The sequence below is a fragment of the Streptomyces sp. YIM S03343 genome, from assembly GCF_054729195.1.
This window is the reverse complement of sequence record NZ_JBPUKX010000001.1, coordinates 6,482,036-6,505,303: the sequence shown is the minus strand read 5'-3', so window position 1 is coordinate 6,505,303 and position 23,268 is coordinate 6,482,036. Positions and strand designations below refer to the sequence as shown.

The following is a 23,268-nucleotide window of genomic DNA, read 5'->3' as shown; positions in this document are numbered from 1 at the left end:
TCACAGGACCTGGGCGAGCCGGTAGTAGGCGGCGTTCCACCTGATTTCCTTGGCGAGCTGACCCGGCGTGCTGTTCTCGTCGATGGTGAGGAGTTCGACGTCCAGCATGGCCGCGTAGTCGGTCAGCGTCTCGACGTCGACGGCCGAGCTGAGCACGGTGTGGTGGGGGGCGCCGGCCAGCAGCCAGCTCTCCGCCGACTCGGCCAGCGACGGGCGCGGTGCCCACACCGCGCGGGCCACCGGCAGATTGGGCAGCGGCTGGCTCGGCTCCACCACGTCGATGGCGTTGGCGGTCAGCCGGAACCGGTCGCCCAGGTCCGAGAGGCCGACGACCACGGCGGGGCCGGGAGCGGCGTCGAAGATCAGCCGGACCGGGTCCTCCCGGCCGCCGATCCCCAGCGGGTGGATCTCACAGCGGGGACGCTGCGCGGCGACGGACGGGCAGACCTCCAGCATGTGGGCGCCTAGGATGCGCTGGGCACCGGGGCCGAGGTGGTAGGTGTAGTCCTCCATGAAGGTGGTGCCGCCGGGCTGTCCGTCGCCCATGACCTTCATCGTGCGCAGCAGCGCCGAGGTCTTCCAGTCGCCCTCGCCGCCGAAGCCGTAGCCGTCGGCCATGAGCCGCTGGACCGCGAGGCCGGGGAGCTGACGCAGTCCGCCCAGGTCCTCGAAGTTGGTGGTGAAGGCGGTGAACCCGCCGTCCGTGAGGAAGGTGCGCAGACCGATCTCGATCTTGGCGGCGTAGAGCAGGGAGTCGTGGCGGGGGCCGTCCGCGCGCAGGATGGGGACCAGGTCGTACTGCTCCTGGTACTCGGCGGCGAGTTCGGCGGCCTCCTTGTCGGTGACGTTGTCCACGATGGCGACCAGGTCGTTGACGCCGTAGGTGTTCACGGAGAACCCGAAGCGCATCTCCGCCTCGACCTTGTCCCCCTCGGTGACGGCGACATCGCGCATGTTGTCGCCGAACCGGGCGAGACGCAGGGTGCGGGAGGCCTGTCGGCCCGCCGCGGCACGGGACCAGGCCGCGACGCGCCGGACGACCCGGGGGTCGGTGGCGTGACCGGCGACTATCTTGCGGGGCACACCCAGCCGGGACTCGATGTGGCCGAACTCGCGGTCGCCGTGGGCGGCCTGGTTGAGGTTCATGAAGTCCATGTCGATGCTCGACCAGGGCAGCGACAGGTTGTACTGGGTGTGCAGATGCAGCACGGGCCGGTCGAGGGCGTTGAGCCCCGCGATCCACATCTTGGCCGGGGAGAAGGTGTGCATCCACACGATCAGACCCGCGCAGCTGTCGGACGCGTTGGCCTCCAGGCACATCCGCCGGATCGACTCGGAGTCGGTGAGAACCGGCTTCCAGACGATGTTCGAGCGGATCTCCGGGGCGGAGCCGAGGAGTTCGGCGATCCGCTGGGACTGCTCGGCGACCTGGCGCAGGGTGTCCTCGCCGTACAGGCCCTGGCTGCCGGTGAGGAACCAGATCTCCTGGGTCCCGTGCGTCTCGTTCGGTGCGGTCATTGGTGCTTTCCTTTCAGGCAAAGGCGGCATGCGGCAGGCAGGGCTTAGGCGGACGCCTCGGCGCGGATCCGGCGCAGGCGGTGCATGACTTCGTTGCTCCCGCGGCCGAAGTAGTCGTGCAGCAGCTTGTACTCCGCGAACAGGCGGTCGTAGGAGGCGGCCCGTTCGGGGTCGGGCTGGTAGACGCCGCGGTGGACCTTGCCCATGGCCTGCGCGGCGGCGTGGATGTCCGGGTACGCGCCGGCCGCGACCGCGGCGTGCATCGCCGAGCCGAGGGCCGGGCCCTGTGCGGAGGCGATGATGCTCAGCGGACGGCGGGTGACGTCGGCGTAGATCTGCATCAGCAGCGCGTTCTTGGTCAGACCGCCCGCGATGATCAGCTCCCGCACCGGGACGCCCGCGTTCTCGAAGGCCTCGATGATGGTGCGGGTGCCGAAGGCGGTGGACTCCAGCAGCGCGCGGTAGATCTCCTCGGGCCGGGTGGAGAGCGTCAGCCCCACCACCACGCCGCTGAGGTCGTGGTCGACCAGGACGGACCGGTTGCCGCTGTGCCAGTCCAGGGCGACCAGACCGTGCTCACCGATCTTCTGCCCGGCCGCGAGGTCGGTCAGGTACTCGTGCGGGGACTGCCCGGCGGCCGCGGCCCGTTCGGCGTAGGCGGCGGGCAGACTGTTGTTCACGAACCAGGCGAAGATGTCGCCGACGCCGCTCTGCCCGGCCTCGTAGCCCCACAGCCCCGGCAGGATGCCGCCGTCGACGACACCGCACATGCCCGGGACCACGCCCTGCTGGTCGGAGCTCATCACATGGCAGGTCGAGGTGCCCATGATGGCGACCATCTGGCCCGGTTCCACCGCGGTCGCCGCGGGTGCCGTCACATGGGCGTCCACGTTGCCCACGCAGACCGCGATGCCCTCGGGCAGCCCGGTCCACGCGGCGGCCTCAGCGGTCAGCCCTCCGGCGGACGCCCCTAGCTCACCGATCGGGTGCTCCAGCTTGTCGGTCACGAAGGAGGCGAAGTCCGGGTTCAGCGCCGCGAGATACTCGGGGGACGGATAGACGCCGTCCTGGAACTGGCCCTTGTAACCGGCGGTGCAGGCATTGCGGAGGTAGGTGCCGCACAGCCTCCACACGATCCAGTCCGCGGCCTCCAGCCAGCGCTCCGTCCGGCCGTAGATCTCCGGGTCCTCCTCCAGCACCTGGAGCGCCTTGGCGAACTCCCACTCCGAGGAGATCTTGCCGCCGTACATCTCCAGCCACGGCTCCTTGCGCTCGGCGGCCAGAGTGGTGATCCGGTCGGCGTGGGCCTGGGCGGCGTGGTGCTTCCACAGCTTGACGTAGGCGTGCGGGCGGCCGGTGTACTCGGGGAGTTCGCACAGCGGGGTGCCGTCGGCGAGCACCGGAAGGACCGTGCAGGCGGTGAAGTCCGTGCCGATACCGATCACCTGCTCCGGCGTCACACCGGCGGCCGCCAGCGCCTGGGGCACGGCGTTGCGCAGGACGTCGATGTAGTCGGCGGGCACCTGGAGGGCCCAGTCGGGCGGCAAGGGCGTACCGTCGGGGAGCTCCCGGTCGAGGACCGCGTGCGAGTAGGCGTGCTCCGCCGTCCCCAGCTCCGCGCCGTCCCGGACCCGGACCACCACGGCCCGTCCCGACAGCGTGCCGTAGTCGACCCCTACGACGTAGAGATCGGCGTCCTTGTGCCCATCGTGCTCGGCTCTCATCTGCCGGCCACCCTTTCAAGATGTTCGAGATATCGACCACTGTTCGAAATCACAGCTCATATTGTGCGGGACGGCGGTCCCGCTGTATAGGCCTGACGGCCTACACGCGAGGGGGCAAACGGCAGTGATGCGCGACACCCCGCCTGCTCCCGGCCTCCTGCCGGGCCCTCAGCAGTCGACGGCCCTGGCCAGGCCTCCTGCCGGCCTCTCAGCGGCCGACCGCCCTGACCCCGTCTCCTGCCGGCCTCTCGGCGGCCGACCGCCCGGGCCCCGCCCCCTCCGGGTCTCTCAGCGGTTGAACAGCGGCACACCTGTCTCCGTATGTAGAGGCGGCCCGTGCTCCCCCGCGCGGGCCACCCACAGACGACGGACCCGGTCCCCCCGCCGGGTCCGCCCCATGACGGTTCCGGTCCTCCCCCGCCGGGTCCGCCCCATACGGAGGTTCCATGGCCGACAACGTCACCTCGTTGTTCCGCAGCACCGCGGCCCACAGCCCCTCGATGGCGGCGCTGACGCGGGAGGGCGGCGAGGGTGCCGGGCCGGTGGACTTCTGCATTCCCTGCAATCCGTACTTCCCGACCCCGGCCATGTTCGAGGACATGGCGGCCAGACTGCGCGACATCATCACGTACTACCCGAGCAGCGCGGACACCATCACCGCCGAGCTGTGCAGCCTGCTCCAGCTGCCGCCGCAGTGCGTGGCGATGGGCAACGGCTCGACCGAACTGATCACCTGGATCGACCATCTCCTGGTCCGGGAGTCCCTGGCGATACCCGTCCCCACCTTCGGCCGCTGGACCGACCAGCCGATGGAGACCGGCAAGCGGGTCGACATGTTCCCGCTCCAGGAGTCCGGCGGTTTCGCCCTCGACCTCGCCCAGTACGCCGAGTTCATCCGGGCGCGCGGCACCCGGGTCGCCGTGATCTGCAACCCCAACAACCCCGACGGCGGTTTCCTCCCCAAGCACACGGTCGTGCAGTTCATGGACGCGATGGCCGACCTGGACCTGGTCGTGGTCGACGAGTCCTTCCTGGAGTTCGCCGACGCCGAGGCCGAACCCAGCGTCGTCCAGGAGGCGATGCTGCGCCCCAATGTGGTCGTGCTGCGCAGCCTCGGCAAGAACTTCGGCCTGCACGGCATCCGCTTCGGCTATCTCGTCGCCAACCCGGCGCTCGCCGGGCGGGTGCGTTCCATGCTGCCCAAGTGGAACCTCAACTCCTTCGCCGAGCACGTGGTGTTCATGCTGAAGGAGCACGGCGCGGAGTACCAGCAGAGTCTCCACCAGGTCCGCCGCGACCGTCTCGACATGGCGAGCCAACTCTCCGCGCTGCCCGGTCTGACGGTCTACCCCTCCCAGGGGAACTTCCTCTTCGTGCGTCTCCCCGTGGGCGCCGAGGGCACCGTGGTCCGGGACCGGATGCTCACCGAGCACCGCATCCTGGTCCGCGAGTGCGGTAACAAGATCGGCTCGTCCAGCCGCTTCCTGCGTCTCGTGGTGCGCCCCCAGGTCGATGTGCGCCGCCTGGTGTCCGGCCTGGAACAGGCGCTCTACGGGACCAGGAGAGGCGCCGCCGTGCCGGAGCTCGCCACAGGGAGCGGCTACAGCTCGGGTACGGCGGCCGTCGACCGGCTGGTCAGCGAGACCAACGGGGCGGGAATGCGGGGCCTCGCGCAGGCCGTCGGCGCCGGCCCCGTCGCGGGGCTGCCTGCCGCCCCGGCCGCCGGCACCGGCATGCCGCTCCCCGTCGCCGCCCAGGCCGCAGTGCCGGGCGCCGTCGGGATGCCGATGCCGGCGGCAGCCGCGCCCGCACCGGTTCCGGTTCCGGCTCCCGTGCCCATGGCCGCGCCCATCCCCGTCGCCATACCGGCCCCGGACCCGCTGGCAGGGAGCCTGTATCCCCTGGGCGTGCCCGAGCCGTTGGCCGCACCCGCTGCCGTACCGGCCGTACCCGCGCCGATGGCCGTACCGGCCGCGGCGGCCGTGCCCGCGCCGATGGCCCCCGCCGCGGCGGCCCTGCCGCCTGCCATGGTCGCGCGCGGCCCGATGCCCGTACCGCCCCCGATGGGCACGCCGATGGCCGCACCGATGGCCGCACCGGTGCCCGGCCCCACCCCGCCCGGTGTCCCCGCCCGCGGCGGCCTCACCGCCGCCCAGGTGCGCGGCACCACCGGCCCCGGCCCCGGCCTCGCCCCTGCCCCGGCGACCGGCTGGCCCAGCGCCGCCGCCCAGGCCCCGCAGAACTGGCCGAACCCGGCGGGCATGGGCCAGGCGGGCTGACGCCGCGGGCGGGTGTCCGGCTGCCGGGGCACACACCGCCACGGCCGCCGGACACCCGCCGGTCCGCGACGGACACCCACCGTTCCGCCGCGGGCACCCGCCGCGGCGGCCCTCACCGCACATGGCGCACCGCACCGCACATGGCGGACAAGAAACTTGACACCTTGTCACTTTACGATTCGCACAGCTCGGCCCCAGGTTGCCTCTCTATTTTGCTGTGCTCATGACAGACACCTCGGATTCCCCCCACGTCGGGCGCCGCACCGTACTCGTCGCCACCGGCACCACGGCCGCCGCACTGGCCGTGAGCGCCGCGGGCGCCTCCCAGGCCGCACCCAACACCCCCACCCCCCACACCGCACAGCAGCAGGCCGCTCCGGCCGCCGCGGCAGCTGTGTGCACCCTCACCAAGGAGATGACCGAAGGCCCCTACTACCTCGACGGACAGCTCGTCCGCGCCAATGTCACGGAGGGCAAGCCGGGCGCCCCGCTCAAGCTCGCCCTGACCGTCGTCGACGACTCCACCTGCGCGGCGATCCCCAACGCGCTGGTGGAGATCTGGCACGCCGACCACCTCGGCGAGTACTCCGGCTACGTCGGCAACAACGGCCACAGCGAGTCCGACGACGGCACCTTCCTGCGCGGCGGGGTGCTGACCAACTCCAGCGGCGTAGCGAACATCACCTCGATCTACCCGGGCTGGTACCGGGGCCGCTGCGTCCACATCCATGTGAAGGTCCACACCGGCGTCACCCTCACCTCCGACGGCTCCTTCACCGGCGGCACGACCCTGCACACGGGCCAGCTGTTCTTCAGCGAGACGATCACCACGGCGATGGCCAAGATCTCGCCGTACTCGGCGAACACCGTCACCCGCACCACCCTGTCCGGGGACTCGGTCTACGACGGCGGAGGCGCCGCGTCCGGCCTCCTCACCCTCACCGCCCTGGGCAGCACCACGTCCGCGGGCTACACGGGCACCCTGACCCTGGGCGTGGACCAGAGCTGACCCAGATCTGACCCGGACGGACACCGCCCGCCACCGCACGACACCGCCCGCCCGGCACGCACCGGGCGGGCGGTGTCTTCTTCGGAGCACCGGGCGGGCGGTGTCTTTCGCACAGCACCGCCTACGGGTTCACGGGTTCTCCCACGACGCCGGCTCCGCCGCCAGCTGTTCCACCGTCTCCGGCAGCGTCCCCGCCGCCAGATCGGCGATCGTGACGCCCTCCAGGATGCGCCGCACATTGGCCCGCAGCGCGATCCACAGCGGCAGCAGCGGCCGGGCGGAGCCCTGGTAGGTCAGCCCCGTGGGCCGTTCCCCCCGTACCGAGACGATCGGGCCGTCGACCGCGCGGATGATGTCGGCGACGGTGATCGCCGCCGCCTCCCGGGCGAGCCGGTAGCCGCCGCCCCCGCCACGCCGACTGCCGATGACCCCGGCGCGCCGCAGATCGCCGAGGATCCCCTCCAGAAACTTGTACGGGATATCCTGCGCGGTGGCGATTTCCTCAGCCTTCACCGTGCCGTCACCTTGCCGTACGGCGAGCTCCAGAACCGCCCGTACCGCGTAATCCGCGCGTGCCGAGATCCTCATGCGTCCATTGTGGGGTGCGCGACCGGGGAGAATGGCCGGGCCCGCGCCCCGTGACATCGCGCAGGAGGCTTTCCTTGGCGCTCAGCAGACGTTCTTTCAGTGCCCTCGCCGGTTCCGCCGCGCTCGGGCTCGCCCTCGGCGGCAGCGGCGGCCCCGGGGCGCCGTCGGCCTACGCGGCGCGCAGTGTGCCCACAGGGCCGCCGCCCGCCCCGCCGAGCGCGGACCGGGTGCGGCACACGGTCGGGTACGACAGCTACTCGCTGCTGGTCGACGGGAAGCGGCTGGTGCTCTGGTCGGGCGAGATGCACCCGTTCCGGCTGCCCAGCCCGTCGCTGTGGCGGGACGTGCTGGAGAAGATGCGGGCGCACGGCTACAACGCGGTCAGCGTCTACGCGGCGTGGAACTATCACTCCCCCGCGCCCGGACAGTACGACTTCACGGGCGTCCGCGACCTCGACCTGTTCCTGCGCACCGCCGCCGAGACCGGTCTGTACGTCATCATGCGTCCCGGCCCGTACATCAACGCGGAGGTCGACGGCGGCGGCTTCCCCGGCTGGCTCACCGCGACCCAGGGTGTCGCCCGGACGGACGACCCGACGTATCTGGCGTACGCCGACGAATGGCTGACGGCGGTCAACTCGATCGTGAAGGGCCATCTGTTCACGCACGGCACCGGCACGGTGCTGCTGTACCAGATCGAGAACGAGTACGACGCCCATGTCACCGAGGACATCGGGCGGGCCTACATGGCGCACCTGTACCGGAAGGTGCGCGCCGACGGCATCGACGTGCCCCTCTTCCACAACGACAAGGGCCGCAACGGCTTCTGGATCCCCGGCTCCTTCGACACCGTGGGCGAGAAGGGGAACTGGCTGTACGGCTTCGACGCGTATCCGGGGCCGTCCCAGGTGCCGCCGGACTGGGGGCGGTTCGGGCCGGGCGGACTCAAGGGCGGGACCACGGCCAGCCCGCACACCCCCGGGTTCGTACCGGAGTTCGGGGGCGGCTGGTTCGACCCGTGGGGCGGCGTGGAGTTCCAGGGCAAGGGATACGCCGAGTCGCGGCACACCCGAGACGCGGCCTACGAACGGCGCTTCTACCTCACCAACCTCGCCAACGGCATCACCCTGCACAACGTGTACATGACCTACGGCGGCACCTCATGGGGCTGGCTGCCCGCGCCGCAGGTCTACACGTCGTACGACTACGGCGCCGCCTTCGACGAGGCCCGCAACGCGACCCCGAAGCTCGCCCCGATGCATCAGTTCGGCCATCTGCTCCAGCGGGTGCCGGACTTCGCCAAGCTGGACCGGGCGGCGGACGTCTCCGCCGGGGCCGCGGACGTACGGACGTACCATCTGACCAACCCGGACACCGGCACCCATGTGTATGTGCTGCGCAACGACGGCGCCGCCGAGGTCACCGCGAAGCTGGCGACCGAGGAGGCCGGCGAACTGCCGGTGCCGGTCCCCGCGCACGACGCCCGGCTGGTGGTCACCGATCTCGCGCTCGGGCAGCGGAAGCTGAAGTTCGCCACGGTGGCGCCGATGATGTGCCTGACCGTGGGACGGCAGGACATCGCCGTCTTCGCCGGACGGCGCGGCGAGATGGCCCGCCTGGTCCTGGACGAGCCGGACGAGCCGACGGTCACCCGGCTCGACGCGGACCCGGCGTGGGTGTACGACCGCGGGGAGCTGCGCATCACCGCGCCGCTCGGCATCGGCGGACTGACCCGCGTCCTGGTCGAACAGGGCGGCTCCGACCGGCCGCTGCTGGTGCTGCTGGCCGACGAGGCGACGGCACTGCGGCTGTTCCAGTACGACACCCCGTCCGGGACGGTCCTGGCGTACGGCCCGGCGCTGCTGCGCTCCGCCGCCGTGCACGGCGACACGGTCCGCCTCACCGGCGATGTGAGGGCGACGACGGGCCTGGAGGTGTGGGCGCCGCGCGGCATCGACCACGTGACCTGGAACGGGACCGCCGTACCGACCGAGGCCACCACGGCGGGCGCGCTGCGCGCCCTGGCGCTTCTGCCCGCGGTGCCCGAGGTGCGGCTGCCCGCACTGAAGGACTGGCGGCGGCACGCCGAGAACCCGGAGGCGGAGCCCGGCTTCGACGACTCGGCGTGGCAGGCGGCCGGGCTGACCTCGTCGTACAGCACGACCCCGGTCCCGGACGGGCAGCCGGTGCTCTTCGCGGACGACTACGGCTTCCACTACGGCGACGTCTGGTACCGGGGCCGCTTCCGGGCCGGCAAGGGCGGGGTGACTCAGGTGTCGCTCGGCTACAGCACCGGTACCCAGGGCATGCTGATGGCCTGGCTGGACGGTGAGCCGCTGGGTGTGCACCGGATGCCGGTGCCGGACAAGTCCACGGTCCGCAAGGGCAGTTGGACCGCGACGGCGGTCTTCGATGTGCCGAAGAAGCTGCGCAGGCGGGGCGGCCGTGTGCTGTCGGTGCTGGTGCGGCGGATGCAGCACGACATGGACGGCAGATCGCAGGACACCCACAAGGCGGCACGCGGGCTGACCGGGGTCGCCCTGGAGGCCGCCAAGGGCGACGACGCCCCGAAGGTGAGCTGGCGCATCCAGGGCGAGAGGGCGCCGGACCCGGTGCGCGGGCCGCAGAACAACGGCGGGCTGTACGGGGAGCGGCAGGGCTGGCATCTGCCGGGGTTCGCGGACGGCGGCTGGGCTCCGGTGTCCTTCCCGCGCGCGGACCGGGAGCAGGGGGTGACCTGGTACCGGACGACGTTCCGGCTGGCGGTGGACTCCCGGATCGACGCCTCGGTCGGGCTGGTCCTGAACGACGACCCGGCGCGCGCCTACCGCGTCCAGATCTTCCTCAACGGCTGGAACATGGGCCAGTACATCAACGACGTGGGCCCGCAGCACACCTTCGTGCTGCCGAACGGCATCCTGCGCACCCGCGGCACCAACACGCTGGCGCTGGCCGTACTGGCCGACGGCACCACCGAGTCGGGACCGCGGGACGTGCGGCTGGCCGTGCTGGGCAGGGCGGCGGGCGGGGTGCCGGTGACTCCGGTGGCCTCGCCCGGGCGGTGAAGGACCACCGAGTCGGGCCCGCGCGACATGCGGCTGACCATGCCGGGCAGGACAGCCGGAGGCACACCGGCGGCTCCGGTGGCCTCCCCCGGCCGCTGAAGGACCACCGGGCCACGGGACCAGGCCGTTGAGGGCCGCCGCTCGCGGTTCAGGCCGGCCGGAGCACGTTCCCGGACAGCGGTTCCCCTACGGGTGAGGGTGCCGTCGGACAGGGCGGCGCCCTCGGCCCGGTGCGGGAGCACCCGCTCCGGGCCGTCGAGGGTGGTGCGGGCGTCCGGGTCGGCGTCCGCGAGCACGGTGTGCTCCACGACCTCCGAGGTCGTGCAAGGTCGAGCGGGGTCGAGCGGGGTCGTGTGAGGTCGTTGCGAGGTCGTTCAACGGGAAAGCACGGTCACCGGATCGCATGACGCGGGCACTTCCGGGCGCGTAGGCTCAAAGCCGCTGCCGACACGCCGCCGTACGGCCGGTGAGATGGGGGTTCGATGGACTTCGCGGGCGCGCGGACGCGGGCGACCCGGTTCGCCGCGCGGCTGAGGCCCCGCCGTCCCGGTTCCGCGATGCGGCAGCTCGCGGCCGATCTCACCGACGCGCTCCGGACCGGGCCCGAACCGCCCTCCGACGTCCGGGAGTTGTGCCGTGCCCTGTGCGCGGAGATGGGAAGGCAGCGCGGCGGGCGACCGGTCGAGCTGCGCTTCGAGCGGTTCCCCGACGAGCTCGAAGTCACCGGACTGTGGGTGGAGTTCCATGACTTCGACCTGGTCATCGTGGAGGAGCGCGCCGAGGCGGTGCAGCAACTGGTCATCCTCGGACATGAGTTGTGGCACATGCACGCCGGGCACCGGCACCACCGGGTGGGCGGTGCCGCCGGGCACGCGCTGGCCCGCTGGGACGACGAGACGCTCTCCCCCGGGCTGTCGGCCTCCCTCGAACGCGGCGGCACCCCCATCGCGGCCCGCAACGGCTCCCGCGAGGCCGACGAGGCGGAGGCCGACGACTTCGGGCACCGGCTCGCCGCCCTGCTGCGCGGCAGGCTGACCGACGGGGGCGGCGGGCGGCCCCTCGGCCCGGTGCAGCGGAGCCTGGGCTACCGCGGCGGCCGGGGTGCGGTGCGGTGACGGCCCTCGGCACGGGCGCCGCCCTCGCGGGCGGAACGTCGTACGTCTCCTTCTGGCTGCCCACGACGGTGCTGACCCTCGCCCTCGCGATCAAGCTGCCCGGCATCGTCAAGATGTGGCGCGATCCTCTGCTGCGCGCGGTGGGCGGACTGCTGCTGTTCGGATGCGCGGTGTTCGTGTTCGCCGCGCCGCGCACCATCGCCTGGACCAACCGGGTCGTCGGCATCCCCAACATCGCGGCGCCCTGGGTCTATTCGCTGCTCACCGCGCTGTGCGCATCCTGGCTGCTGCTGATCATCGCCTGGCGCAACGGGCTGACCGACCGCTCCGCCGCCACCCGCCGGGTCATCCGCTGGGTGGTCGCCGCCTACGCGGGCGTGGTCGTCGCGTTATGGGTGCTGTTCGCGCTCGCCGACGCCCCGGTGGAACGCCCGCGGGACCTCGACACCTACTACGCGAACACGCCGTTCATGCGCGAGGAGATCCTGCTCTATCTGCTCGCGCACACCGTGGCCTGCACCATCACCGCCCGGCTGATCTGGAACTGGGTCCGCACCCCCGGCCTCGACGGCTGGCTGCGCGGGGGACTGCGCCTCCTCGGCATCGGCTACGCCACCAATCTGCTGTTCGCCGCGGCCAAGCTCACCGCCGTCGGGGCCCGTTGGAGCGGCCACGATCTGGACTGGCTGAGCACCGACCTCGCTCCGTCCGCCGCCTGCGTCTCCGCCACGCTGGCCGCGGTGGGCTTCATCCTCCCGCACGCCGGCCAGTACCTCAGCGAGCAGCGGCGGGTACGGTCCGGGCACCGGGCGCTTCGGCCGCTGGAGCGGCTGCTGCGGACCGTCACCGGCGGGCGTGAGCCGTTCACACCCCGCGCCACGGCCGAACTGCGGCTGATCCGCCGCGAGACGTCCATCCGCGACGCCCTGCTCCAGCTCTCCCGGCATCTCGACGAGGACCTGCGCACCCGCGCCCGCGGCGCGGCCCTGGCCCTCGGCCACGACGACGACCGGGCGTCCGCCCTCGCCGCGGCGGTGACGATCCTGGACGCGGTGGAGACCAGGCAGCACACCCCGGCCTCCGTCCCTCCCACCTCTTCTGCCTCCCGTCCCTCGCCCTCGCCCGCCGGCCCGGACACCACCTACCTGCTCCAGGAGATCCAGGCCGTGTCCCGGGCGCTGAGCCGTCCCGACGAGATCCAGGCGGTACGCGCCCGAGCGGCCGCCCCGGCAGAGAGCGTGCCCGCGCATGACTGAACGCCCCTCCCCCGTGAGAAGCGCCGTCGTCCTCGGGGGGTCCCAGGCAGGCCTGCTCGCGGCGCGTGCCCTGGCGGGCTCCGCCCACGTCACCGTCGTCGAACGCGATGTGCTGCCGCGAGGCCCCGAGCCGCGCAAGGGACTGCCGCAGGCCCAGCACGGCCACATGCTGTGGTCGGGCGGTGTGCTGGCCATGGAGGACCTGCTGCCCGGCATCGGCGCGGAACTGGCCGCCGCCGGGGCCCGCCGGTCACCGGTGACGACCGACGTCGTCGCGCTGTCACCGCAGGGCTGGTTCCGGCGCTGGCCCGAGTCCCACCATCTGATCCTGGCGAGCCGGGACCTGCTGGACGCCACGGTACGGGCGCGGGTCCTAGCCGACCCCGGGATCGAACTCCTCGACGGCACCGAGGTGCTGGGCCTCACCGGCACCGACGTCGCGGTCACCGGCGTACGGGTGCGGGAGCGGAACGGCACCGAACGCACCCTGGAGGCCGGCCTCGTCGTCGACGCCACCGGCCGGGGCTCGGCGGCGCCCCGCTGGCTCACCTCGCTGGGGCTGCCGGAGGCTGAACGCCGCGAGGTCGACCCCGGGCTGGTGTACGCGAGCCGGCTGTATCTCGCGCCCGAGCAGGCCCGGAACGGGTTCCCCGTCGTCAATGTGCAGCCCGACGCGCGGCAGGGCGGTCCCGGTCGCTCGGGCGGGGTGCTGCCCATCGAGAACGGCCGCTGGATCGTCACCCTGTCCGGCACCCGGGGCGGCGAACCGACCGCACGGAACGCCGACTTCGTGCCCTTCGCCCGTGACCGGCTGCGCCACCCGCTGATCGGCGAACTGCTGGAGCACGCCGAGCCGCTGACCGACGTGACCCTGACCCGCTCCACCGTCAACCGCCGTCACTACTACGAGCGGATGCCGGTGTGGCCCGACGGCTTCACCGTCGTCGGCGACGCGCTCGCCGCGTTCAACCCGGTCTACGGCCACGGCTTGGCGGTCGCCGCGCAGAGCGCCGTACGGCTGCGGGACGTCGTCCGCCGCCACGGATGGGGCTCGCCCGGACTGTCGCGCCGGATGCAGCGGGCGGTGGCCGGACCGGTCCGCGCGGCGTGGGACCTGGCCATCGGGCAGGACGTCTTCTACCCCGGCGCCACCGAACACGGCCCGACCCTGCGCGACCGCCTCCTCGCGGCCTACATCGCCCGCCTGATGTACACGGCCACCGGCAACGGCCGGACAGCCCGCCGTGTCACGGACGTGACGTCCCTGGAGCGCGGCGCGGCGGCGCTTCTCGCCCCGCGGGTCCTGCTGGCGGCGGCGATAGGCCCGTTGAAGCCCCCGCTCACCCGGCCGCCGCTCATGGCGGAGGAACGGAAGGCGGCGGGGTTGTAGGGACGGGCGGCTGCGCCGAGCTGCGCTGGGCTGGGGCGACGGGGGTGGCGGGGCCCGGTCCGGGGGGCGCGCCCCTGCTCCGGGAGGAGGGTCGGCTGAGGGTTTTCGCCCCCGCCACCCCTTCCCGTTCCCGACCCTGGGGGCTGCGCCCCCAGACCCCCCTGTCGGCCCTTCGGGCCTCGTCCTCAAACGCCGGACGGGCCGGAGGAGTCAGCCCCCGAAAGCCGGCTGCGGCAGGCCCTTGCCCGCGCCCGGGATCACCAGGAGGGAACCCGCCACCGGGTGGGGGCGGATGAGGCCCACGCGGGCCGTCGTGATGTAGAGGTCCGTGAGGTCGGGGCCGCCGAAGGCACAGGCCGTCGTACGCGGGACCGGGAGTTCGATCACGCGGTCCAGTTCGCCGTCGGGCGTGTAGCGCCGTACCGCAGCGCCGTCCCACATCGCCACCCACACACAGCCGTCGGCGTCCACCGTCAGCCCGTCCGGGAGGCCCACGCCCTCCTCGATCTCCGCGAAGCGGCGCCGGTCGGTGACCCGTCCGGCGTCGTGATGGAAGACGTCGATGCGGCGGGTGGGCGTGTCGATGTAGTACATCAGGTGCCCGTCCGGACTCCAGCCGATGCCGTTGCTCACCGTCACGGCGTCGAGGACCGTCTCGGCCGAGCCGTCCGCAGTGATCCGGGACAGCGTGCCGCCGCCCGCCACCTCGTCGTAGCGCATGGTGCCGGCCCACAGCGAGCCGTCCGGGGCGACGGCGGCGTCATTGCCCCGGCGGCCGGGCACCGGCTCACGGCGCAGCCAGCGGAAGGTGCCGTCCGGGTCGGTGAGGCCGATCCCGTCGCGGAGGTTGAGGACGAGACCGCCGTCCGCCCGCGGCTTGGCGGCGCCCACATGCTGCTCGACGACCCGCACAGTACGGCGCCCGGTGACCGGGTCGTAGGTGTGCACCCGCGAGCCCATGACGTCGACCCAGATCAGCCGTCCGGCGGCCGCGTCCCAGGTCGGGCCCTCGCCCAGGGTCGCCTCGGCGCACACCGCCACCTCGTAGGCCCTCATGCCGCGCCCCGGTGGCCGAGCCGCTCGGACAGTTCGGCGGCGCCCTTCAGGGCCAGCTGCTCCAGCTCGCCGCGGCGGTCGTCGCTCCAGCGGATCATGGGCACCGAGATGGACAGCGCGGCGACCACATGGCCGGTACGGTCCCGCACGGGCGCGGCGACACAGCTCACGTCCGGGTTGGACTCCCGGTTCTCCCCGGCGATGCCCCGCTGCCGGATCTCCGCCAGGGCCTCGCGCAGCTCGGCCGGGTCGGTGATGCTGTTGGGGGTCATCGCGGCCAGCTCGGCGCCGTCCGGGATGCGCGCGGCGAGCTCGGGTTCGGGGAGGGAGGCCAGAAGCATCTTTCCCACGGAGGTGCAATGGGCGGGCAGCCTGCGTCCCGCGGCCGACACCATGCGCACGGCGTGCGTCGAGTCCACCTTGGCGATGTAGATCACATCGGTGTCCTCCAGGATCGCCACATGCACCGTCTCGTCGCAGGTCTCGGCGACGGAACGGGCGACCTGCTGGCCCTCGGCGGCGAGGTCGAGCTGCTCGGCGTAGCGGCTGCCGAGCTGGTACGGCCGCACGCCCAGCCGGTAGCGCCCGGGCTGGCCGGTCACCGGCACGATGTACTTCCGGGCGGCGAGTGTGGTGACGAGTTCGTGCACGGTGGTGCGCGGGAGCTGGAGTCGGCGCACTATGTCGGGGGCGGACAGCGTGCCGTCCCCGTCCAGGAAGAGCTCGAGTATGTCGAGTGCCCGGGTCACGGCTGGTACGAGGCGTCCCACGACCGGTTCCCTCCCTTGTCGTCTGATGTCGCCGATATCGGCCGAGCTGTCCGTTGTCGGTCGGTTCGGCGATCGGTTCGGTTGAACTCGGTTGACGTCGGTTGATGTTTGTTCGAAATTTCAACGGGCGATCGGGATGACGAACACAGGCTAGTCATCCCCGGTCGTGTGGGCAATGCAGCGGGTGGGAAACATGTGCAGGGACCGCTGTCAGTGGTGTGCGGGACGATGGGTCCCATGCCCGCCTCCGGAAAGCGCCCCGCCGGTCCGTTCACCCCGCTCGACTTCCAGCTGGTGCTGCTGCGCCGCATGGCCGACCACAACCCGGGGCTGGTCGAGGACGCCCGCCGTGAGCTGGGGGTGTCCATCGCGGAGATGCGTGAGGCCAACAGACGCTGGCAGGCCATGCTGCACGCCCCGCACGGCCGCTCCGCCGCGTCGCGCTACCGCTCGGTGCTCGGCGCCCCGGAGTCCGTGACCGCCCGCCGGATCGGCGACCTGGACTGCGAGGCCCGCCGGTGGCCGGTGCCGCTCTGGCCGGACCTGCGGTTCGAGGTGCTGGTGGGCGCGAACGGAGCGGTATGGAACGAGTGGCTGGTCCGCGCCCCCGGCGCCCCCGGCCCCGCCCTGCGGGGCCTCGACGACCTCACCCCCTGGTCCTGCACGGTCGACGAGGCCGCCCGCGCCTTCGCCCCGGCCCGTCCTCTGGAGGGCACCGCCCCGACCCGTTGGGGCCTGACCTTCACGGCACCGGACGCCACCGGCACGCCGCGCCCGGTCGTCGCGGAGTTCACCTGGGGGCTGCTCCAGCGGACGGCGACCAGCGTCAGCGAGCAGGCCGGCGTCAGCGAGTAGCGGTGCCGGAACCGTCGGGGGAGGCGGCCGCGAGGACCGCCGTGACGACCTTGTCCAGCGACCCGGGATGCAGAGAGAGGAAGAGGTCGGGCTCGACGAGCTCCAACTCCATCACCATCGGCTCCCCGTCGTCGCCGGTGACGAGGTCCACGCGTGCGTACAGCAGCTCGGGCGTGTTCGGGACGGCGGCCAGCGCGCGTGCGGCGACGGCGAGTTCCGCCGGGGTCGGGGTCCAGGGCTCCAGACCGGGGTGGGCCACCTTCTTGTCGTCGTGGCCGGTGCCGGGGGCGAGGACGGCACGCTTGCGGCTGGCGTGCAGCAGTTCGCCGCCGATGAACTGGAGGGCGCGCTCACCGCTGACGTCGACGCCGGTCACATACGGCTGGACCATGGCGGTGAGCCCCTCGCCGTGCAGCCACGCCAGATGCTCCAGGGCCCGCTCGTACTCACCGGGCGCGTAACGGGCGGCGTGCCGGGCGCCCGCGTCGGAGGTGGGCTTGACCACATACCCGGAGGACCCGGAGGACCCGGCGAACTCGGCGAACTCGGCGAACTCACCGCCGAGTTCCTCGCCAGGGGCGACGTAGCGGGTCGGGACGACCGGCACACCGGCCGCCGCGAGATCGCCGAGGTAGCGCTTGTCGGTGTTCCAGGCCACCACTCCGGCCGGGTTCGCCAGCCGGGTCACCGCGCCGGTGCGCCGCGCCCACGTCACGAACTCGGCCGCACGCCAGGTGTAGTCCCAGGTCGACCGTATGACGACGAGGTCGAAGCGGCCCCAGTCGGTGTCCGGGTCGTCCCACGGCACGGCGACGGCGTCGGCCCCGGCGTCCCGCAGCGCGGCGAGCAGCACCGGCAGATCGCGGTCGGGGTGGGGTTCGGGGGCGGGGTCGAAGGTGGCGAGTGCGACACGGGGCACGGCGGGCTCCTTCTCCGTACGGCCGGAAGGCGATGCGTCGGACAAGTTGTACGCCGGACAGTTGCACGTCGGACAATGGTACGTCGTCATGAGCGACAGGCATATGACTACTGGCCGTTTCGAAGGCTCACCAACTTCATTAATTATCCCTAGTGTTGTGCATGTATGGTTGCGTGCATGGAGTTGCTGCGTATGTCCAAGGCTGCGAAGCGTCTCGGGATACACCCGATGACGCTTCGCCAGTGGGCGTTGGACGGCAAGATCCCGTTCACGTGGGTCGGCCGGGAGCGCCGGTTCTCCTCCGTGGATGTGGAGAACATGAAGCGCGGCAGCGACTCCTCGGCTTCGCGACCGCGCCTGGAGTTGCTGTATGTGCGAGCGTCCGGCTCGTCCGGGCAGGAGTCCTCTCTGGAAGCGCAGGAGGGCGAGCTGCGGGCCACCGCAACGGGCGAGATCGTCAAGGTCGTCAAGGATCGTGGCTCGGGACTGAAGGAGAACCGGCCGGGTCTCAACCGGGTGTTGGCAATGGTGTCGGACGGCTCGGTGACTGTGGTCCGCGTGACGCATGAGGACCGGCTGGCCCGTTTCGGGGTCGGCTGGCTCAAGCGACTGTTCGCCGTGTACGGGGTCACCGTGGAGGTGCTGCACCCGAAGAAGCTCGGCGGCCGGGATGAACTCCTCGCAGACTTCGCCTCTTTGGTGACGACGTTCGCGGGCCGCTTGTACGGGATGCGCAGTGCGCAGAACCGCAAGCGGCTGCTGGCCGAGTCCGGTCAGTGCAGCGACGAGGGCCGTGCCGCGTGAGCCGGAAACTGCCGCTCGCCGAAGGCGAGACGTCCCGAACCGCCTGCGCCCGCACCCTGGCGCGCGGGGGTGTGGACGAGAAGACCGGCGAACTCCTCACCGCCACTGCCCTTGCCGAACGCGTGGGCTGGTGCACCGAACTGGTGACGGGGATGACCGGCTCGCTGCTGTCCGGGCACTGGACCACCCCCGACGTGGACGCTCTCGCCTCCGGGCAGGACGCCGGCGGCAGGAAGCTGCCCTCGAACGCGTGGATGGCCTTGCGCCGCCTCGGCTGGACGGTCGCCTCCGAGGCGAAGGTGAACGACCGGACCGTACGCATGGCCCAGGAGCAGGCCGGACGTATCCTCCGCTCGGTAAAGTGGCGCGCCGGTGTGACTGCCGGGGTTCTGGCGACCTGGCCCGCTGATCCGAACAAGCGCACCCCGGCCGAGTGGGACGCGGTGCGCGAGGCGATCCCGGGCGGCGAACACCTGCCGTCCGGCATCATCCGCTCACGCACCCGCCAAGTCACCTCCTTCGAGCGCAGGCACGGCCGTCTCCCGACCGACGTGTTCGAACTGGAGCCCACACCCCGCGTCCCGCGCATGCTGCTGCTGGCCGCGTGCGACGGGCAGCAGGCCACCATCGAGCGGTCCACGACCGAGCCGACGCACGTCCTGCTGCGCCTGCAGCTCCCCACCCGTCCCGACCCGCAGGCATACCACGACTGGACCTGGGTGGAGTGCCCGGTCACACTGCCCCCGACCGTTCCGGCGAACGCGGTCATCCACCTGCCCACCCTGCGGATCGCCGGAGGCAAGGTGCGCGCCGACCTCGCCTACACCCATCCCGTGCCCAAGACCCGGCGCACCGGGCACACGGTCGCGCTCGGCGTGGACTGGGGCCTGAACACCCTTCTCTCCGCCGGGGCCGCCCGGCTCCACGACGACGGGCGTATCACCACCCTCGGAGCGGGCGCCCAGTTCCGGGCCTCCGGAGTGCTCGCCAAGCAGCACAGGCTGCGCCGCATCAGCGAGCGCCTGCACGCCAAGACCGACCACTACGCCCGGCTTGCCAACCCCGCGCTGGACGCCAGGGCGGCGATGCTGGCGGAGGAGATCCGCCACGTCTGCGAGCGCCGCTCGAACCTCAGCGACGCCTTGTCGTGGGCTGCTGCCCGCTGGGCCGTCGACCAGGCCGTTGCCGCCGGGGCCACGGCCATCTACCTGGAAGACCTGCGGTCGATGGAAGCCGGGGGAATGGGCCGCACCCACAACACCCGCCTGTCGCAGACAGTGCGCGGGCAGATCACCGACCGCACGCGGCACCTCGCCGCCGAAGTCGGCATCGCTGTGGTCGTCGTGCCCGCACGCAACACCTCCAAGCACTGCCCCCACTGCCTCACCCCACTCCGCCACCGCAAGGCCCCCGACCGGACCACCGTGCCGGGCTGGAAGTGGGCCATCTGCCCCGGCTGCGGCTGGCAGGGCGACCGCGACCGGGGCGCCTGGCGCCGCATCGCAGCACGCGGCCTCGCCCACCAGGCCAGGACCGTCGTGGACCGTCCGAGCGGCGCCATGGTGATCCGCGCCGTGGCGGACACGATGGAGGCCAAGGCCGTCATCACGACCAACCCGAAGACCAGCCGGACGGACCGGTCCAAGAACGGCCCCACCCGACCGCGAACCAACCGCCTCACGCCCAGGCGACGTGAGGTTCCCTCCCCAGTACGTCCTTCGGGCCGCGCTGGCCAGTGTCCGGAGGGACACGCACCAACGGACCGGACCCGGCTGCCCCGCGCAGTCCACCGGCACCAGGACGTGACCACGATCAGCACACCCACCAGCCGACACCGGCCACGCGGAGCAGCACTAGGGCCTGTCTGGAGTTGTGATCTGGATCAGGGAGCGGGGCGTGGTGCGTGCGATCGCAAGGCGCCGGAAGGTCCTCGTAGCGGAGCTACTAGGACCTTCCGGCAACGCCGCGAGCGTGCGTGCCACGCCCCGCGAGCCCAGATCACAACTCCAGACAGGCCCTAGGCGCGGGATTCCATCTCCACGCTCACGCTGCCCCACCAAGGCGGGCAGAACCCACACCGGACCTTACAGTCCGCATGGGATCGCATAGCTGATCAGAGACGCTAGCAACGGCCCCGGGGGGGGTTCGGTCAAGGGCTGTGGGCTTGGTCAGGCTACTTGAACCGCCCCGGCTCTACTCCCTCAGCCCTCGTCGCTGGTGTAATCGTGGTAGAGCTGCTCGGCCAGCGGAATGCTGTCGCGGGGTCAGGTCGTGACGGGCTCGTCCTCTAGCTGGTGTGCGCCAGCGGCGACGAGCCTGGCGACGGCGAGCGGCCGGCACAGGGACCCAGCCGACTCCATGGGCACGGCCCAAAACGGGTCACGCATCATGGGCTCGCGGGTGCGGTCCGGGCGCGGTACCCCGAGGTAGGTGTCACGCCCGAGCGCGTCAACGTCCTGGCCGCGCCAGTCGTCGAAGGCGGCGGTCCAGGTGCGGGGCATGCTCGCGGGCACGAGCGCGTAGTACCGCTGGTGGCGCGGGTCACAGATGACCGGGCCGCCGTCGAGGACTTCGGCGAGGAACACATCCAGCTCCTCCGGCGACGGGCACCCACCGGCCGCCGCGGTGACGAGGGCGGCGGGCAGGCGGACGGCGGAGAACAAGGTGCCCAGGCGGAGCAACGTCACCCCCTGCTCCAGCCACTCCGCCCGGGCCCGGGTGCGGGCGTCGTCGGGGAGGGTGCAGAGGAGCCACTGGGTAACCGCGAGACGGCGGTCAGCGGCTGGGTGGATCAAGACTCCGGGTTCAATCTGAACAGGTCCTACGGCTGCCGTGGCAGCCTGCGGGGCTGTACGGTGCGTCATGTCGATGCTCCCTAGAAGCGTTGGCCAGCCTCCGGCCGGTAGCACGGCGCGGGGGCCTTCTCGTGCCCGCAAGGATAGCCTAGCTAGCTAGGTCCGCTAGTCGCTCTTGGCCATCTCGTCTCGCTGAGCGTGATGAGAGCGCCTAGCGTCGAGCTCATGGAATGGGAGCCGGACGTGCCGAGGTGGCAGCAGGTATACGCGGTCTACGAGGAGCGCATCACCGACGGCACCTACCCGCCCGGCACGAAGTTGCCGGGCGTGATGGCGATCGTGGCCGAGTTCGGGATCGCACAGATGACGGCCCGCCGCGTGTTGACCGAGCTGCGGGTGGCTGGGCTGGCGCAGATGCAGCCGGGTATCGGGACCTTCGTCACGGAGCTGCCGAAGGCGGACGGGTAGGCATGACGAAACGACCCCACCCCCGTGCTGCTGGGCAGCTGAGTCCCTACCCGCGTGATGCGTCCTTCATGGTCAGTGAGCTGCCACTGATGGCCGTCACACAACTTGCCCACTCGGCTCGCTACCGCTCGCCGCGCGCGTCCCGGCCCCCGGCCGGGCCTGCGCTCCTGTCTCCGCCCCGCTCCGCCCCGGCCAGCGCCCGGACCGCGCTCTCAGCACCAGCCGACTGACGCCAGAAAATGGACGTCGTTATGTGATGAAGATCGAGTTCTACGGCTGCCTCTACACCCGGGCGGATGCGCTCTTCGAGCTCACCGACGCGGTGCTGTGCTCCGACGGCCCGGTGACGTCGCTGGTCGAGCTGACGCTGACGGCCGAGCACCGGCGCGGGCACGGGGCGATGTACGACGCGGTCAATCACGGCTGGCTGGAGCCGCGCCGCCTGCGCAGGCTGCTGGCCTCCACGCCGCTGCCGCGTGCCGCCGACGGGCGGATCGTGCTCGCCGTCGACGTGAGCAACTGGCTGCGGCCCGACGCCCCGACCAGTCCGGAGCTGTTGTTCTGCCACGTCTACGGCCGGGGCCGCAGCGCGGATCAGTTCATCCCGGGCTGGCCCTACTCCTTTGTCGCCGCGCTGGAGACGGGACGCACGTCCTGGACGGCCGTGCTGGACGCGATCCGGCTGGGGCCGGCCGACGACGCCACCGCGATGACCGCCACCCAGCTGCGCGAGGTGGTCACCCGGCTTGTGCACGCCGGGCAGTGGCGGCCGGGCGACGCGGACATCCTCGTCGTCATGGACACCGGCTACGACGTCACCCGCCTCGCCCACGTCCTGGCCGACCTGCCCGTCGAGCTGGTCGGCCGGCTCCGCTCGGACCGCGTCATGCTCCGGGACGCCGGCCCGCGCCGTTCCACCCCGCGCGGCGGACAGCCCCGCAAGCACGGCGGCGTCCTCACCTCCTCCAAGCCGGACTCCTGGCACACCCCCGACCAGACCACCACCTGCGACACCACCCGCTACGGCACGGCCGAAGCCCTGGCCTGGGACCGGATGCACCCCCGATTGCAGGCCCGTGGCCCCTGGCTCGACCACTGCGGTGAACTCCCCTTGATCCACGGCACGTTGATCCGACTCAAAGTTGAGCATCTACCCGGTGACCGCGACCCGAAGCCGGTGTGGCTGTGGTCCTCGCGCACCGGGACGACCGGCGCAGGCGTCGACCTGCGCTGGCAGGCGTTCCTCCGCAGATTCGATCTTGAACATACCTTCCGGCTGTTCAAACAGACCCTGGGCTGGACCGTCCCCAAGGTCCGCGATCCGCACACGGCCGACCTGTGGACGTGGCTGATCATCGCCGCCCACACCCAACTCCGCCTTGCCCGGCCCCTCGCCGAGGACCTGCGCCGGCCCTGGGAACGACCGGCGCAGCCTCGTCGGCTCACCCCTGCCCGGGTCCGCCGGGGGTTCCGCCACCTCCGCGTGAAGACCGCCCGTCCCGCCGACGTGCCCAGACCCTCCAAGCCCGGCCCCGGACGCCCACCCGGCTCGAAGAACCGCAGGTCAGCCCCGCGTCACGAGCCCGGGAAGACCGTGAAACGCATCGAAACCCTCACCGAACACGTCCGCCTGAAACAGCAGCGAGGTTAATGATCA

18 protein-coding genes and 1 pseudogene are annotated in these 23,268 nt (G+C 71.9%); 11 read left to right on the top strand and 8 right to left on the bottom strand.

Annotation, left to right across the window (positions count from 1 at the left end; translation table 11 throughout):
* Complete coding sequence (gene araA / locus ACSYGN_RS28615) at window positions 1-1,518, bottom strand: L-arabinose isomerase (RefSeq protein WP_460400562.1); 1,518 nt, start codon at window positions 1,516-1,518, stop codon at window positions 1-3.
* A 44-nt stretch (window positions 1,519-1,562) separates the two neighbouring features.
* On the bottom strand, window positions 1,563-3,242 hold the full coding sequence (gene araB / locus ACSYGN_RS28610) for a ribulokinase (protein ID WP_460400560.1): 1,680 nt from the start codon (window positions 3,240-3,242) through the stop codon (window positions 1,563-1,565).
* A 446-nt stretch (window positions 3,243-3,688) separates the two neighbouring features.
* Here araB and ACSYGN_RS28605 point away from each other — a divergent pair, with 446 nt between their 5' ends.
* Window positions 3,689-5,521 (top strand): pyridoxal phosphate-dependent aminotransferase, encoded by a 1,833-nt coding sequence (locus ACSYGN_RS28605; RefSeq protein WP_460400558.1) that lies wholly within the window; start codon window positions 3,689-3,691, stop codon window positions 5,519-5,521.
* Window positions 5,522-5,744: 223 nt separating this feature from the next.
* On the top strand, window positions 5,745-6,530 hold the full coding sequence (locus ACSYGN_RS28600) for an intradiol ring-cleavage dioxygenase (protein WP_460400556.1): 786 nt from the start codon (window positions 5,745-5,747) through the stop codon (window positions 6,528-6,530).
* A gap of 129 nt (window positions 6,531-6,659) precedes the next feature.
* On the opposite strand, the gene ACSYGN_RS28595 is transcribed toward ACSYGN_RS28600, so the two are convergent.
* A complete protein-coding gene (locus ACSYGN_RS28595) occupies window positions 6,660-7,118 on the bottom strand; it encodes an RrF2 family transcriptional regulator (protein WP_460400554.1) in 459 nt (152 codons plus the stop codon).
* A gap of 74 nt (window positions 7,119-7,192) precedes the next feature.
* On the opposite strand from ACSYGN_RS28595, the gene ACSYGN_RS28590 reads away from it, so the two are divergent.
* Window positions 7,193-10,183 carry a glycoside hydrolase family 35 protein gene (locus ACSYGN_RS28590; protein WP_460400552.1) on the top strand — a complete coding sequence of 997 codons (2,991 nt, stop codon included), beginning with the start codon at window positions 7,193-7,195 and terminating at the stop codon, window positions 10,181-10,183.
* A gap of 148 nt (window positions 10,184-10,331) precedes the next feature.
* Here the strand turns inward: ACSYGN_RS28590 and ACSYGN_RS28585 are convergent.
* Window positions 10,332-10,500 (bottom strand): annotated as a pseudogene (locus ACSYGN_RS28585) (alpha-N-arabinofuranosidase); the annotation flags it as partial.
* Between the two features lie 165 nt (window positions 10,501-10,665).
* Here ACSYGN_RS28585 and ACSYGN_RS28580 point away from each other — a divergent pair.
* The 3 genes from ACSYGN_RS28580 to ACSYGN_RS28570 are packed head-to-tail and all read left to right on the top strand — an operon-like array spanning window position 10,666 to window position 13,944.
* Entirely contained in the window at window positions 10,666-11,298 is a 633-nt protein-coding gene (locus ACSYGN_RS28580) for a toxin-antitoxin system, toxin component family protein (protein WP_460400550.1), read from the top strand.
* Window positions 11,295-12,554 carry an MAB_1171c family putative transporter gene (locus ACSYGN_RS28575; protein WP_460400548.1) on the top strand — a complete coding sequence of 420 codons (1,260 nt, stop codon included), beginning with the start codon at window positions 11,295-11,297 and terminating at the stop codon, window positions 12,552-12,554. Before ACSYGN_RS28580 ends, ACSYGN_RS28575 begins: the two co-directional genes overlap by 4 nt.
* Window positions 12,547-13,944, top strand: a complete 1,398-nt coding sequence (locus ACSYGN_RS28570; RefSeq protein ID WP_460400546.1) for an NAD(P)/FAD-dependent oxidoreductase — start codon at window positions 12,547-12,549, stop codon at window positions 13,942-13,944. The genes ACSYGN_RS28575 and ACSYGN_RS28570 overlap by 8 nt, the downstream gene beginning before the upstream one ends.
* Before the next feature lie 210 nt (window positions 13,945-14,154).
* Here ACSYGN_RS28570 and ACSYGN_RS28565 read toward each other — a convergent pair whose 3' ends face one another.
* Together ACSYGN_RS28565 and ACSYGN_RS28560 are read right to left on the bottom strand one after the other, a co-directional pair.
* Window positions 14,155-15,000, bottom strand: a complete 846-nt coding sequence (locus tag ACSYGN_RS28565) for an SMP-30/gluconolactonase/LRE family protein (protein ID WP_460400544.1) — start codon at window positions 14,998-15,000, stop codon at window positions 14,155-14,157.
* The gene (locus ACSYGN_RS28560; protein ID WP_460400542.1) at window positions 14,997-15,770 is read right to left on the bottom strand and encodes an IclR family transcriptional regulator; all 774 of its coding nucleotides are present in this window, start codon (window positions 15,768-15,770) and stop codon (window positions 14,997-14,999) included. The genes ACSYGN_RS28565 and ACSYGN_RS28560 overlap by 4 nt, the downstream gene beginning before the upstream one ends.
* 228 nt (window positions 15,771-15,998) lie before the next feature.
* On the opposite strand from ACSYGN_RS28560, the gene ACSYGN_RS28555 reads away from it, so the two are divergent.
* Window positions 15,999-16,625, top strand: coding sequence for a hypothetical protein (locus tag ACSYGN_RS28555; RefSeq protein WP_460400540.1), 627 nt, complete (start codon window positions 15,999-16,001; stop codon window positions 16,623-16,625).
* Here the strand turns inward: ACSYGN_RS28555 and ACSYGN_RS28550 are convergent.
* The gene (locus tag ACSYGN_RS28550; protein ID WP_460400538.1) at window positions 16,615-17,544 is read right to left on the bottom strand and encodes an ATP-grasp domain-containing protein; all 930 of its coding nucleotides are present in this window, start codon (window positions 17,542-17,544) and stop codon (window positions 16,615-16,617) included. The two genes, ACSYGN_RS28555 and ACSYGN_RS28550, sit on opposite strands and share 11 nt — an antisense overlap.
* Before the next feature lie 177 nt (window positions 17,545-17,721).
* Here ACSYGN_RS28550 and ACSYGN_RS28545 point away from each other — a divergent pair, with 177 nt between their 5' ends.
* Both ACSYGN_RS28545 and ACSYGN_RS28540 read left to right on the top strand, forming a co-directional pair.
* Window positions 17,722-18,348: an IS607 family transposase gene (locus ACSYGN_RS28545; protein WP_460400536.1), complete on the top strand. Its 627-nt coding sequence runs from the start codon at window positions 17,722-17,724 to the stop codon at window positions 18,346-18,348.
* On the top strand, window positions 18,345-20,369 hold the full coding sequence (locus tag ACSYGN_RS28540; protein WP_460400534.1) for a zinc ribbon domain-containing protein: 2,025 nt from the start codon (window positions 18,345-18,347) through the stop codon (window positions 20,367-20,369). Before ACSYGN_RS28545 ends, ACSYGN_RS28540 begins: the two co-directional genes overlap by 4 nt.
* A 243-nt stretch (window positions 20,370-20,612) precedes the next feature.
* On the opposite strand, the gene ACSYGN_RS28535 is transcribed toward ACSYGN_RS28540, so the two are convergent.
* Window positions 20,613-21,143, bottom strand: coding sequence for a hypothetical protein (locus ACSYGN_RS28535; protein WP_460400532.1), 531 nt, complete (start codon window positions 21,141-21,143; stop codon window positions 20,613-20,615).
* A gap of 225 nt (window positions 21,144-21,368) precedes the next feature.
* On the opposite strand from ACSYGN_RS28535, the gene ACSYGN_RS28530 reads away from it, so the two are divergent.
* Window positions 21,369-21,611: a winged helix-turn-helix domain-containing protein gene (locus ACSYGN_RS28530; RefSeq protein WP_460400530.1), complete on the top strand. Its 243-nt coding sequence runs from the start codon at window positions 21,369-21,371 to the stop codon at window positions 21,609-21,611.
* Between the two features lie 256 nt (window positions 21,612-21,867).
* Window positions 21,868-23,262: an NF041680 family putative transposase gene (locus ACSYGN_RS28525; protein ID WP_460400528.1), complete on the top strand. Its 1,395-nt coding sequence runs from the start codon at window positions 21,868-21,870 to the stop codon at window positions 23,260-23,262.
* The last annotated feature ends 6 nt before the right edge of the window (window positions 23,263-23,268 follow it).